The sequence below is a fragment of the Glaciecola sp. G7-5 genome, assembly GCF_055808975.1.
In genome coordinates this window covers 3,242,059-3,255,832 of record NZ_CM147892.1, presented here as the reverse complement: position 1 = coordinate 3,255,832, position 13,774 = coordinate 3,242,059, and the positions used below count along the sequence as shown (strand labels likewise).

General features: G+C 40.8%; 9 protein-coding genes. 2 read left to right on the top strand and 7 right to left on the bottom strand.

Going from position 1 to position 13,774, the window contains the following annotated elements:
* Positions 1-56: 56 nt before the first annotated feature.
* Entirely contained in the window at positions 57-2,480 is a 2,424-nt protein-coding gene (locus AC0L6H_RS14295; protein WP_473389754.1) for a DNA internalization-related competence protein ComEC/Rec2, read from the bottom strand.
* Positions 2,481-2,509: 29 nt separating this feature from the next.
* Here AC0L6H_RS14295 and AC0L6H_RS14290 point away from each other — a divergent pair, with 29 nt between their 5' ends.
* Positions 2,510-3,031, top strand: a complete 522-nt coding sequence (locus AC0L6H_RS14290) for a DUF2062 domain-containing protein (protein WP_473394544.1) — start codon at positions 2,510-2,512, stop codon at positions 3,029-3,031.
* Between the two features lie 60 nt (positions 3,032-3,091).
* On the opposite strand, the gene ligA is transcribed toward AC0L6H_RS14290, so the two are convergent.
* Genes ligA through smc form a run of 3 tightly spaced genes read right to left on the bottom strand, consistent with a single transcriptional unit; the run spans position 3,092 to position 10,265 of the window.
* Positions 3,092-5,134 (bottom strand): NAD-dependent DNA ligase LigA, encoded by a 2,043-nt coding sequence (ligA, locus tag AC0L6H_RS14285; RefSeq protein ID WP_473389752.1) that lies wholly within the window; start codon positions 5,132-5,134, stop codon positions 3,092-3,094.
* Positions 5,135-5,153: 19 nt separating this feature from the next.
* Complete coding sequence (gene zipA, locus AC0L6H_RS14280) at positions 5,154-6,707, bottom strand: cell division protein ZipA (RefSeq protein ID WP_473389751.1); 1,554 nt, start codon at positions 6,705-6,707, stop codon at positions 5,154-5,156.
* 54 nt (positions 6,708-6,761) lie between these two features.
* The gene (smc, locus tag AC0L6H_RS14275) at positions 6,762-10,265 is read right to left on the bottom strand and encodes a chromosome segregation protein SMC (RefSeq protein ID WP_473394543.1); all 3,504 of its coding nucleotides are present in this window, start codon (positions 10,263-10,265) and stop codon (positions 6,762-6,764) included.
* Positions 10,266-10,486: 221 nt separating this feature from the next.
* Between smc and cysZ the strand changes: the two genes are divergently transcribed.
* Complete coding sequence (gene cysZ, locus AC0L6H_RS14270) at positions 10,487-11,254, top strand: sulfate transporter CysZ (protein ID WP_473389750.1); 768 nt, start codon at positions 10,487-10,489, stop codon at positions 11,252-11,254.
* Positions 11,255-11,282: 28 nt separating this feature from the next.
* Here cysZ and AC0L6H_RS14265 read toward each other — a convergent pair whose 3' ends face one another.
* From AC0L6H_RS14265 to nlpI, 3 genes are read right to left on the bottom strand one after another with little or no spacing between them, the layout of a single operon-like run.
* Positions 11,283-12,509: a tetratricopeptide repeat protein gene (locus AC0L6H_RS14265; protein ID WP_473389748.1), complete on the bottom strand. Its 1,227-nt coding sequence runs from the start codon at positions 12,507-12,509 to the stop codon at positions 11,283-11,285.
* 35 nt (positions 12,510-12,544) lie between these two features.
* Positions 12,545-12,796 carry a hypothetical protein gene (locus tag AC0L6H_RS14260; protein WP_473389747.1) on the bottom strand — a complete coding sequence of 84 codons (252 nt, stop codon included), beginning with the start codon at positions 12,794-12,796 and terminating at the stop codon, positions 12,545-12,547.
* 5 nt (positions 12,797-12,801) lie between these two features.
* On the bottom strand, positions 12,802-13,740 hold the full coding sequence (nlpI, locus tag AC0L6H_RS14255) for a lipoprotein NlpI (RefSeq protein WP_473389746.1): 939 nt from the start codon (positions 13,738-13,740) through the stop codon (positions 12,802-12,804).
* Positions 13,741-13,774: the final 34 nt, after the last annotated feature.

Here is a 13,774-nt window from a genome sequence, read left to right as displayed (position 1 = left end):
TGATGCATATCTTAGTGTACTTTTTTTATGCTGAAGCGCTAACTTATTGATGAATATCACCTTACTTTAAAATACCATCTATTATATTCATTCTCTCGGTAACGACTTACTTTTACGCTATTTTCCTTGAGTGTAAAGCGAATTTGGCCTTGTTTTCCAGTAATATAAACATGAGCGTTTGTAGCTTCGTAAAGCTTAACAACTTCCGCTACGGGGAAGCCCCAGCGGTTATTAGCGCCGCTCGAAAATACAACATATTTGGCCGCGACCGCATTGACAAAATCCAGACTTGAAGATGTTTTGCTGCCATGGTGAGGGGCAATAAGTATTGTACTTGCTAACTTGTTTGTACCTGCATACAACTTGAGCAATGCAAGTTCACTGTATTTTTCTATATCGCCAGTCAGCAAAATCGAGATATTGCCTCGCGTTAGCTTTATGACACAACTGTGATCGTTTTCATCACCTGAAACGCTCTTTAAAGGCCAAAGGACTTCTGCGTCAAAAGATAATAATCGACCCTTTCCTGACCGAAATCTTTGAAGAAAATCATGCCGATTGCAGCCCTTTTGGGGTGACAGAACATTCTCTACTCGTAATTTGCTTTGTATAAGGTCTGCACCGCCAGCATGGTCGTTATCTAAGTGGCTTAATAGTAAATACGAAATAGACTGCACATCATTGGCGGTAAAAAAAGGCAGTAAAACAGCATTGGCCATACTAAACCCAGCAAAGGAGCCTCCTGTATCGTGCAACAGTGTCCCCTTTTTATCTCGAACAATTAATGCACTTCCTTGGCCTACATCCATTACAAATATCTCAGCGCGATCATCAACATCTCGCCTTTCTATAAGCCAATATTGTTGTAAAGCAAACAAACATAAAACAACAAAAATAGTGCTTTTCTTACGATACCAAGGCGGCAATACCATCAATAAAATTAAGCCAATAACAACGGGGTGGGTGATAAAAGTGATACCTAGTTTAATCATCGGACTACTTTGCCAGTCATTTCCCATCACGCTAGCACTTGTGCCTTCAAGCAGTTGCAATACCATGAAAGTGAGTTCAAACAAGAGATCGATTAGTTGATAAATGGCATGTGTGTCAATGCTCAACAGGCTAAAAATGGCTGCAAATAAGCAAAGTGGCACGAGCACGAAAGTCACAATGGGTATCATAAAAAGGTTGGCAAAAAAGGCCAATAGAGGAAGCGACGAAAATGTCAGCGCAATCATAGGTAGCGTTATAATACTTAAAAAGAATTGAAGCTTTATCGTATACAAAAGCTTGTCGTACCATGGGGCATCTGATGCTAAAGAAAAACGCCATACGAACAAAGCAATCGCCAGCACCGCCAGAAGACTAAACCAAAAACTAATTCCCAAAATAGCGAAAGGAAACAATACAAAGAAACTACATAGTAGTAATAGTAATACATCAACTAAACGCCAATATCGGGACAATATCATTAACAAAGTCCATAGTATCAGTGTAATAAATGCCCGCATCACGGGGACTTCAAAGCCGGCGAGAAAGGCGTAAACAGCACTAATTGCACAAGAAAATAAAAATAGAAAAGGCTTAATATTATTTTGAATACGTGCTTTAGTAAGAACAGCAACAAGAAACAGAAGCGTTTTACTCAATACCAACACTAATACAAAGACTAAGCCCAGATGCATGCCCGATATCGCAAATAAATGGGCGGTTCCCGTTTGCTGCATTAAAGACCAATCTTCTTGTGAAAGTTGTCGCCTATCACCATAACTTAAGGCGGCAATCCATCTACCGTTACCTAGATTGTGGGACATCAAGGCATTGACAAGCTTTTGTCGCAGGCTTGCATTTTGGTTTACAAATTGATTGCTTGGACTTTGTTTAACATAGCCTAGTGCAGATATGTTTTTACTTGTTAACCAAGTTTGGTAGTTAAATCCGTCGGGATTTGCTAAACCTATTGCTGGCTTCAATCGAATAAAAAGTCGTATTAAATCGCCTTGTTGAATAGGCAGGTTTGGCTGATACCATGATAACCTCACCTTTGCATGAAAAAATAATTTTTGAGTACCTATTTGCTCAACCAAGAAGTTAAATTTTATGGAAGGTGGCGGCTTGTACTCATTCTTATTTTCACTAACAGCAGATGACGCTTGGGTATCATTCATTTGCTGTGTATTAGCAATTCGCAAAAATTCTTCTTGTGGGGCTTGTAAACTTAAGACTTTACCGACTACCACGATGTTTTTATTCAGATAGCTATCGTCTATTTGCCAATGCAAATAGTAATATCCACATGCACTCGCCCATATGAACCCCATTAACATTCCTTGGCTTATGGTCGAAAACTTATATACATAACAGAAGATTAGCGCCACAATAGCGCACGCAATGAGTGATATTTGCGGTAAACTAGGCCATAATGCACTGCTAAGGAATACCAAAATAAAACCAAGCATGGTTTTTTGACGCTTTGTCATAGCAGTTACCTGAGAACATAGCCGTGAGTATAATAAAGAAATTTATTCGACGATTTTCACCAGACCACAACACGGTGAAAAGTCACAAAATAATAGGATTGTTTGGCACAATGCTACACGACCCTAATTTATGGCTATTGAATAGGCGCTCTGCAAAAGGAGCGTTTGGAATAGGACTTTTCTTCGCCTTTTGGCCCGTCCCCTTTCAAATGGTATTAGCTGCTGCCGCTGCCATCCCTCTGCGTGTAAATTTACCCTTATCAGTTGCCACGGTTTGGGTAAGTAACCCTATTACCATGCCACCCTTATTTTACCTCGCGTATTTGATTGGGAGTACTGTACTTGGGACTGAAATGTCATCTTTTGTATTTGAGTTAAGCTGGGTTTGGGTCGCTCAATCGATTTCAAGCTTTGGTCCAGCATTCTTGCTCGGTTGCTTTATTTGTTCAGTAGTTTCTGCCACGGTGGGTTATTTTGCTTTAGATTGGGTATGGCGTTGGTCAGTCATAAAGGCTTGGGAAGAGCGCCAGCGGGCAAAACGGGAAGACTAACGTTAGCCAGAATCCTAACTACAAATTTCGCGTTATATTAGCGTTTTCCCTAAGTTAATCTTAATCAAGACCTTGTAAAAATTTTATGAACGCGTCCTCGTCCCACGTTTCTATCCCCAAAGCCTGTGCTTTTGTCAACTTGGAGCCTGCTTTCTCACCAGCAATCAGTAGATCTGTTTTTGCTGAAATACTTCCAGATACTTTGGCCCCAAGTTCTTGAAGTTTACTCTTAGCTTCACTTCGCCCCATGGTTGAAAATGTGCCCGTTAAAACGATAGTTTTACCCAATAAAGGCTGCTGATCACTAGAGGGTGCTTGTATGGCTGGCCAGTTTATACCTGCAGCAATCAATTTATCTAAAACAGTTAGGTTTAAGGGCTCGCGTAAAAACTCGTAAACATGATTGGCGACAATTTCACCTACATCTTGAACTTCTTTTAAGGCGTCTAAATCGGCATTAAGCAAAGCATCTAGACTCAGAAAATGCAGGGCTAAGTTGCGTGCAGTGGACTCACCCACTTCACGAATGCCAAGAGAATATAGAAATTTAGCCAGTGTTGTGCGTTTTGAATCGTCTATAGCCTTAAGTAGATTGACCGCTGATTTATCAGCAAAACGTTCAAGCGCGACAAGCTCTGAAAGCTTAAGCGAGAATATATCAGCGGGGTCTTGAATCAGTTTTTCATCGACCAATTGCTCAACAACTTTATCGCCCAAACCTTCTATATCAAAAGCTTTGCGTGATGCAAAGTGCTTAATCGCCTGTTTGCGTTGTGCTGCGCATATTAGACCACCAGTGCATCGCATAACCGCTTCGTTTTCAATACGCTCAACGTGTGAATCGCATACCGGACATTTACTAGGAAACACGATTTCAGTAGCCGTTTGTGGACGCAAATCCATCACCACAGAGACGATTTGCGGAATCACGTCGCCGGCGCGTCTTATAATAACCGTATCGCCTATACGCACCCCTAAACGATTAATCTCATCTTGGTTGTGCAAAGTCGCATTAGACACCGTCACGCCACCTACAAACACAGGCTCTAAACGCGCAACAGGAGTAATTGCGCCTGTTCGCCCTACTTGAAACTCAACATCTTTTAAGCGCGTCATTTCCTCTTGAGCAGGAAATTTTTGGGCCATTGCCCAGCGCGGTGCTTTTGATACGAAACCAAGTCTTTCTTGCAAGTTTATGTCGTTTACTTTGAAAACAACACCATCAATGTCGTAACTCAAACTATCTCGCATATCGCCTATTTTCTTAAAATATTCGATACAAGCGTCAAAGCCCTTTACGACTTCTGTTTCTTTACATAAAGGTAAGCCTAATTTTTCTAAACAGGCTAGGCGTTCACTGTGACTGCTTGCTTCACTTATTTCACCACCATCAACAACACCGATGGAGTATGCATAGAGACGCAGCGGACGCGACGCTGTAATTTTAGAATCAAGCTGGCGCAATGAGCCAGCAGCGGCATTTCTGGGATTCGCAAACACCTTGCTGTCAGTTGATTTCTGATGCTCATTTAAGGCTTCAAAGCCTTTCTTCGGCATAAATACTTCGCCACGTACTTCTAAACGTTGCGGCAAATCTTGGCCCCGCAGTTTCAAAGGCACATTCACAATGGTTTTAACGTTGGCTGTTATATTTTCACCAACCTGACCATCTCCCCTTGTCGCTGCCTGCTTTAAAATTCCATCTTCATATAATATGCTTACCGCTAAGCCATCTAATTTAGGTTCGCACGCAAACTCAATTATCTCATTGCTATTCAAACGGTCTTTAACTCGCTGTTCAAATGCTGCTAAATCCTCATCGCTAAAACCATTGTCTAAAGACAACATAGGAATTTCGTGCGCTATTTGCTCAAATTTCGCAAGTGCAACTCCGCCCACTTTTTGACTAGGAGAGTCAGTAGATTTAAGCGCTGGATAACTGCTTTCGATGGCGATGATTTCGCGCATTAAGCGGTCATATTCAATATCGGGAACACTAGGATCATCTAGCACATAATACTGATAATTATAGTTTTCGACAGTGGCTTTTATATCGTCGAGATACGCACTCGCCGAGGCTTGAGAATCAAAACTGGGGATCATTCACTTTTCCAATTGAATATTAGCTAGACATGCGGCGACGTTCAAACTCTCTAATTCGTTCGATGTATTGTTGCAAGCTTTGTTTGCTTAAGCCTACTCTGTTGCCATCTAATATGCGGCAATCAAATTCATCAGACAATTTACGCGCTGCATTGTGCATCATATTAAAGACCTGTTGCGCGTCACCTTCAATAGGCAACATCATGAACAAAGAAAGCCCATGAGTGCTAAAGTTTTCAATACTGTCTATATCAAAAACCCCTGGTTTGAACATATTGGTTAAACTAAACAAGATAGGCCCTTTGCCATTGGTATTCACATGCCGATGAAATATATCATGTTCACCAAACTTAAAACCAAGAGTCAATAACATGGGTAGTAAACTTGCGCCGTTAATAGGATTGTTATCGTTAGCGCGCACATTCAGCACTAACACATCGGTTTCGCCATTATCCTTTTTCACGCCGCTTTTTGCTTCTGCTTGTACGTTTTCACGATTCGGTTCAGAGGCGTGGTTGTCTTGCGATACGCTCGTGTCAGAATCGGTGAAATCCATCCGCATTTGATCAGCCGCATCTTTGTCTTGCAACACTGGCTCTTTACGGATTTTTTCTGCCACCGTTTTGCGATTACGCCGAACAAATCGCTTAGCCTGTTCAGCGAAACTTAATTCTTTTTCAGCTCGTTCAATCGGTTTATCTGCGTTGTCATCGAGCGTGACTTTGGGTCCTTCTTGCATATGCAAAGAAAAATCAGGGCTTTGTTCATGCTTTTCACTCTCACTTTCAACACTTTCTTGAGGAGCGGAAACTTTCATTGTATTTTCTTTAAGCTTCCTTTCATCATCTTCTTTTTTAAGTAAAAACCCTGGAGGTTGACCAAATGCATCTTCGCTGCCTGTCGCGCTCGATTTTGTATACTCTGGTTTTGGTTGGGTCACCACATTTGAATAAATAGGTGACTCCGCCTGTTTATGATTTGCCTTTGATGAAATCGCGACTTCAGTCTCTGGTGTTGTTTTTGCTGTCTGGACTTCACTATCGTGTTTTTCTGGATCCACAGCAGGTGTTTTAGCCATTCCTGACCTATCTAAATCACTGCTATTGAGTACTGAGCTTTCTTTGCCTTCTTTAAAATCAGCATCACTTTGCTGCCCATCCCAAGAATCGATTGAGGCAAATAAACTTTCATCAATGGCTTCGTCGTCATCATCTTGATTACCTAAAGACAATGAAAGATCATCTCGCGATAGTTTGTCGCGTGTTACCGACTTATCAAATGATGTTATGTGCGCGTCTTTTGTGACTTTTTGCATTGGTATTTTTTCAACATCAACATCATCTTCTGGATCACTCACAACAACGCGAGCTTTACTCACACCAACATCATCGTACAAGGTTTCGTCGTCATCAAAGCCTTCATCTTCAATGCTAGGTTCCCAATTTCTAGATTCGTATTGGGATTTCTTTTGCTTTTTAGAATTTTTGCGAATCGTCCACATGCCGTGCAGAAGTACGCCACCTATAATTAGGATGCCAATAATAGATAATGTAAATTGTAATTCTTTTTGCATTATTGCCCTTGTAATCGTTGTTTCTTTATTTTAAAAGAACGGTGGATGATTCTTTTATTCAGCAATAGCCAGTGCTTGTTCCATGTCAACCGCCACCATTCTTGAAACACCAGGTTCCGCCATCGTTACACCGGTAAGATGCGTTGCCATTTCCATTGCCACTTTATTGTGCGTTATGTATATAAATTGTACTGATTCAGACATCTCAGAAACAAGACGACAAAAACGGCCAACATTGGCATCATCTAACGGCGCATCTACTTCATCCAGCAAACAAAATGGAGCAGGATTGAGTCTAAATATTGCAAATACTAATGATAATGCGGTTAGCGCTTTTTCTCCACCAGATAATAGATGAATTGTACTATTTTTCTTACCTGGAGGTCTCGCCATAATGGTAACGCCCGTATCTAGCATATCATCATCGGTTAGTGCTAAGTATGCCATACCTCCACCAAAAACTTTAGGAAACAAACTCTTAAGATCAGAATTTACTTGATCAAAGGTATGTTTAAAGCGAGTGCGAGTCTCTTTGTCTATCTTGCGCATTGCATTTTCTAAGGTCTCTAGCGCTTGGGTTAAATCTAAATTTTGCGCATCCAAATGATCTTTACGTTTTGATTGCTCTTCGTATTCGTCAACGGCCGCTAGATTTACCGCGCCAAGTCGCTGAACACTAGCTGTCACTCTGTCTAGCTCATCTTGAGTTTGCTTTTCATCACTATCTTCCTCAAGAGACTCAACAATATCTTTTAATGACTGTTTTAATTGCGCGAGTTGCTCAATAAATGATGAAGCTCTCACACTTGCGCTCTCTGCTCTGATCCGTTGAGACTCTATCACCGATTTAATACTGTCCATTTGCGCAACAACACCGTGCTGTCCTTTTTCTAATTCACTTATTTGCGACTCGATATCTGCCAATTCACTTTGTTTATCTGCCTGAACACTTCGTAAATCTTGCTGTTGAGCCAACATTGATTGTAATTTTTCTTCTTGTTGCTCTTGGGGCATTAATAGATCTTCTGCCTCTAGTTGCAATAATTCCAATTTACCAACAGTATCTTCCACTAGCTGACGCTTACTTCGTTTTTGCTCTAGTAAAATTTGCAAGCTGTTACGAAGCTGTTGAATCAACATAGATTGCTCGTGCAAAGTCGATTGCAGCTGAGTATATTGTGAATGCCATTGTTGTTGCCCAGACCTCACATTTTCCGATTCTTTTAGCGCTTGGTTTTTTGCTTCTTCAAGCTGCATGACCTCAATACTAATATCCTCAACCTCATCACTCAGTAACTCCAATGACATTGCTTCTTGATCTAGTTTTTCGGCGTGTTGTGCTATCTCGGTGCTTATTCTTTCACTGCGCTTGGCACTTTGCTGATGTTGAAAGAGCACATTTTGGTAGCTAATCTCTACCTTCTGATGTTCTTGCTTGATTTTATCTAGCGCGTGACGCAACTCTTCATTACTTCGTTTAACTTGTTCAGATGCACTTTCGTGCTCCTCAAGGCTAGCCATGAGAAGCGTGCATGTTTCCTGCTGAAGTGTAAGTTCTTCACTAAGCTTTTTAATCTGTGCTGCTCTGAGTATTTTGTTGTCGCTTTGCTTTTGCTTAATAAAAGCATCTGCTGTAAAAATACAGCCGTCGGGTGCCAGCACCCTTTCATTTTCATTTAAACCCGCGATTAAGGTAAAAACCTCGTTGTAATCGGTAGCAACAAAATATGAGTTGAAAATGTGAGGTACTTCTTCGTTTTTTAATAAGTTTGCTAGCGTGCCAGGCACCTTTTCTTTTGTAAAAGATTGCTTAAATAAAAGACTCTTTTGAAAGTGAGGCCATAATTCTGACGGCCAATTGTCACTTGAGGCGATCGACGCATCAATAATAGAACCGGGGTCAATATCTTGCAAAGCACTATTGAAAATCTTTTCTGCGCCTTCTTGAATCTCGAAATATTGCCAAGTCGCCTGGCCTTGTTGTTTATCCAAAAGTTCACTTAACTGTTTTTGAACGCGCTCGTTAGGAACAGCTTGCTCATCATGAATTTCACTTTGTAAGGCAGTTAATGCATCAAGCTTGGCTTGTGTATTGGTGCTTAAGTTTCTCGAGCTTTCATATTCTGCGCGCGCCTTTTCACATTTACTTGTTAATTCTTGTATAGCAGTAGTACTTGTACGTAATTCGACTTGGGCTTCGGATAGACGTTTATCGAGGTCACTTCTTTGTGCGCTTAATGTATCAAGTTCAGTAAGTAAGTTATCGTTTTGAAGTGAGCTGAGCTCGTCGTTTAACTCATTCAAGCGTGTTTGTGTTCGCTCTTGCAAACTCAAGGTTTGTTGAATCTGCCCATGTTTTTGCTGCAATAGTTGCGTCTTGCTGTAATAGACATCTTCTTTTTCTTTCAAACGCCTTAACTGTTTTTCTAATTGAGCATCCGCCTCGTGCTTTTTATCCTCTAGTTCATATAGTTTTTCTTGCAACAACTCTTTTTCGGGCTCAAGTTTTATACGTTTTTCTTCTTCTCGAGCAATTTCTTCAGCAATACTTGTAAGTTCTCGGTTTAAGCTTGATTCGTTGAGTTTTAGTTGTTCTATCTCAGATTGTATTTGACTCGCACGTTTTTGAGCAAATAATTGCGATTGCTCAAGTTTGGTAATTTCAGTACCCAAGGCAAAAATTTGCTGTTGTAAATCATCAATAGACTGTTTACAAAATGATTGCTGATTTTTGAGGGCTTGTAGACCCGATTCATCACCTTGTTGGTTGCTCAATAGTTTATCTAGCGCTTGTTGTTTTTCGCTAATAATATCTTGAGCGTCGGCCATTATGCGACTTTGTACCAGCCATTTTAATGTAGCAAGTTCTGCTTTAAGTTGACGTTCTTGTTGTTTTAGCTCTTTGTATCGCGTGGCGGCAAGCGCTTGTCGTTTGAGTTTTGCAATTTGCTCACCTAATTCTTTCCTTACATCCTCTAATCGATCTAGATTTTCTTTAGTGTGCTTTATTCGAGTATGGGTCTCTTTACGCCGTTCTTTGTATTTAGAAATACCAGCAGCTTCTTCAATAAATACTCGTAATTCTTGAGGCTTTGATTCAATTAACTTTGAAATCATGCCTTGTTCTATTATTGCGTAACTGCGAGGACCTAAGCCTGTGCCGAGAAACAAGTCAGTAATATCTTTACGTCGACATTTACTACTGTTTAAAAAATAACTAGAGACAGCGTCTTTAGTTACCACACGCTTCACGGATATTTCATTGTATGCCGCGAACTCACCTTGTATTCGCCCAGAAGTGTTGTCAAAAACAAGTTCTACGGAACATTGGGACACCGGTTTACGCGCGCTCGAGCCATTGAAAATGACATCGGTCATTGCGTCTCCGCGCAAATTCTTTGCAGAGGATTCACCTAATACCCATCTAACTGCATCAATAACGTTTGATTTACCACAGCCATTTGGACCCACAACCGCAGTCATATCCCCAGGGAAAGGAATATTGGTGGGATCAACAAAGGATTTAAAGCCGACGAGGCGAATCTTTTTTAGGCGCATTTGCTTAGTGTAGGGCAATAAATGAAAAGGGTAAATAGACAATTTCCCCCTTAAAAAATGCGCAATTTATCCACATAGCTTGAACCACTTTTGCAAGGCAAACATAAAGGAATACTTTGTCTTTTGTTAGTTAGAAAAACTTAGTAACAAATTGCCCTATATTCGGGGTGGTCGAGTGTGTTTCAAGCCTCTATACTAGAGCTTATATCTAAGGAGTTTTAATGAACAACCACGCAACATATAGTGACAATCAGCGCAGCGGCGCTAGTTATTTTTTTCAAGGGTTTGAACTCATCCGCACAAAAGGCATAAAGCGCTTTGTGTTGGTCCCACTTTTTATCAACCTTATTCTATTTTGCACCGCATTTTATTTTTTAATTGATTATATTCAACAATCCGTTAGTTACATCTTAAACGCAATACCAGAGTGGTTGTCGTTTATTAAAGACGGCTTAAAATATGTATTATGGCCTATCGCAATTATTACAGTGTTACTTATCTTTGCTTTGATTTTTGGCACACTAGCAAATTGGATAGCAGCCCCCTTTAATGGTCTATTAAGTGAAAAAGTTGAACGCCATTTAACGGGTGAGCAAATGGGTAATGAAGGTCTTTTTGATGCCTTAAAAGATACACCCAGAGCATTGGGTCGAGAGTTTTCTAAACTCGGCTATTTTATTCCTCGTGCAATTGGTTTTTTACTTATTTTCTTTTTCTTGCCCGTTTTTGGTCAGCTAGTGTGGTTTTTGTTTACCGCTTGGATGATGTCAGTTCAGTATGTTGATTACCCTTTTGATAATCATAAAGCGGAATTTAGATTCACGAGAGATTCTTTGCGACAAGATAAATCAAGAGCCTTTAGTTTTGGAATATTAGTCAATGTATTTTCATTTATTCCAGTTATTAACTTTATGGTTATGCCTGTGTCTATCTGCGGTGCAACGGCCATGTATGTTGAACATTTTAGGTATAAAGCTGAGCAGTTATAGCGAGCCTAAGAAGACAAGCAATTAGATACTAATACACACTTTCCCAATATAAGGCTGCGCTTTGCTCATTTTGGGCGAGCGCGTTTTCTTTGAATATTTCTGCTATCGCAATACGGCCATGCTTTTGCTCAAGCAAGTCCTGCCACATCAATAAATAAATAGGCGGAATATTTTGCGTGTCATGATATTCCATAAAGCTTAAGGTATTTGTTGGTTTATAGGTTTTCATCTGTAAAGACGCACAAGTACGAGAAGGTCCAATTTCTAGCGAAGGAGGAATAAAGTTCGGATTGACTTCCTCAGTCTGCTCTGCCAGCGCAAACTCATGCGCGATAAGCTCTCTATGATAGACCTGCCACAACAGATACTTTTCACTTTCTTGCAAATTTTCGTCTTGTGCGACAATTAAGTTAGGGGCCTGAGAGAGATAGCAGTACTGCTCGGCGAGAGAACTTGACACTGCATATTCATCAACAAATCCGACAAAATGGGCAAGTTCATGTACAAACACAGAATAAGTATCTGCCTCATCAAGATACATTGCCCCGTTTTGCACGTATGCCTTACCTTCTCCTAAGAAAAAAACAAGGTGAGTATAGCTTGGTATAAAGCGTTCTTTGCTTAACTTGCTTAAGTCACAAACATTGCGCGCCTCAACAAGTTTGCAACTAAGTTCATCTGTTTTTAACCAAATCGTAGGATGGATACATATGGGCAAAGCACGCAAACGTTGATCTTTTTCAAATTGCTCGATAAAACTATTTGCTTGAACGGCACTGTCTAAAGAGACCGCCACAAATTGAATTTGCTGCGCGCATTGCTGATTCTTTCCAATATTAGCATTCGCCAACGACATTATTCCTTGGCGAGATGTATTTTGAATAGCATCGATATATCGTTGGGCATCCGCTTGGGACTGTGAGGCTTTTTTAAACGCATCTAGTGCCTCGCCTTCTAAACCTTGTTGCCATAGCATTCGCGCTAATTTAAACGAACTACTCGCGTTAATATCGGCGGCTTTACGCAACCATCTTATTGCATTGGTCACCTCAAGGTTTTCATAGTAGTACTTACTCAAAGCAATAATAGCCGGTGCATGTTCATTAAGTGCAGCTTGTTCTAAGTAACGTATCCGCTCTTCTGTAGAGTCAACCAGCAAGGCTAATTCGAACTGACTTGGACCATGTCCATTCGTAGCCGCTTGACGCCACCAATAAATTTTATCATCGCCTTGTGATAAGTCAGCTAACGCCAACTGCGCGTGCAGGTTATTTAAAGAGGCCGCTTTTTCTAACCAAAAAAGTCTTTTCCTTGGGCAGACAGTTCTGCGAGTGTTTGGAGTGCTGTTTGAGAGCCTTCTTTAGCCGCAGGCCAAAGGCTTTCATAAGACGTTTGAGCATCATCTTGTAATATATAATGATGCAATAAGGGTGCATAATGCGTGCTACTGGAATGCAATAAAACAGAAAAAAGTAGTGCTGTAAATACAATGCTAAGTCTGAGCCCTCTTCTCGCGTTTATCCCTAATATTTTTCTATCCATATGCGCTATTCCGCACGTATAGATTCGAACTGCGCTTGTTGCGACCTATCTAATTCAATACGCGCATATTTATGTTCAACGTACTCATACACATTTGTTGATAGTGCCAACTTAAAGTAATTCACGGCTTTAACGTTATATTCCATTAATGCATTATATTTGCCTAAATAGAAGTATGCTTCACAAAGCCGATAGTTTAATTGACTAGGACTTGTCACGCCCTTGACTAAGGTGGCGATAACATCTCGTTCTTCGACATTACCCAAGTAAAAATCAACCAAACTGGTGGCCCAATTTTCATCATCTAATAAGGCTCGTGCTGTGCTTAACATCGTTTTCGCTTCAGCTTCGGTTTTACTATCGCGATAAATAATGTAGTGCCATAACACGCGGAAAGGATCAGTGGGGTCTTTGTCCAAATAAAGTTGTGTATCGTTAATCGCCAGCTGTGACCGGCCACCATAATAAAGAGCGATTCCTCTATTTAAATGAGCAAAATCGTAGTCGGGTTTGATTTCTAAAGTAGAGTCGAAGGCCTCATAGGCCATCATGTGCATACCAGCCTGAGTATAAATAACACCAAGAGAATTGTGTGCATCAGCGAGCGCTGGATTCAGGGCTAATGCTGATGCATAGTCACTTCTGGCCAATGATACTAGGCCCATAGAATCGTATGCGATACCTCTTTGAAAAAGCATCTCAGCCCTTTCCTGCTCGTTAAGCTGTGCTCTGTAGAGTGTATCGGTGTAGCGTGCGACCGACATCTGCGTTCGCGGGCTCACCATTGCTGGCTCAGCAAGCAAAAGCCCACTCATAAATGGGCTTGCAGGTTTTAGACTTGAGCAAGCTGAGGTAGCAAGCAATAAAAGACCTATCGTCAACGCGTGAACATTTTGCTTGATGTTGATACTAAACTTGCTTATTGAGATATGTGTTCTTGGCACGTGCTTGCGCTTCCTCTAGATTCTTATTATTTAC

Excerpts from the sequence above, each read along its gene's own strand:
- AC0L6H_RS14295 (WP_473389754.1), bottom strand. The coding sequence starts at position 2,480 with ATGACAAAGCGTCAAAAAACCATGCTTGGTTTTATTTTGGTATTCCTT.
- ligA (WP_473389752.1), bottom strand. The coding sequence starts at position 5,134 with ATGATCCCCAGTTTTGATTCTCAAGCCTCGGCGAGTGCGTATCTCGAC.
- zipA (WP_473389751.1), bottom strand. The coding sequence starts at position 6,707 with ATGCAAAAAGAATTACAATTTACATTATCTATTATTGGCATCCTAATT.
- AC0L6H_RS14260 (WP_473389747.1), bottom strand. The coding sequence starts at position 12,796 with ATGGATAGAAAAATATTAGGGATAAACGCGAGAAGAGGGCTCAGACTT.
- smc (WP_473394543.1), bottom strand. The coding sequence starts at position 10,265 with ATGCGCCTAAAAAAGATTCGCCTCGTCGGCTTTAAATCCTTTGTTGAT.
- cysZ (WP_473389750.1), top strand. The coding sequence starts at position 10,487 with ATGAACAACCACGCAACATATAGTGACAATCAGCGCAGCGGCGCTAGT.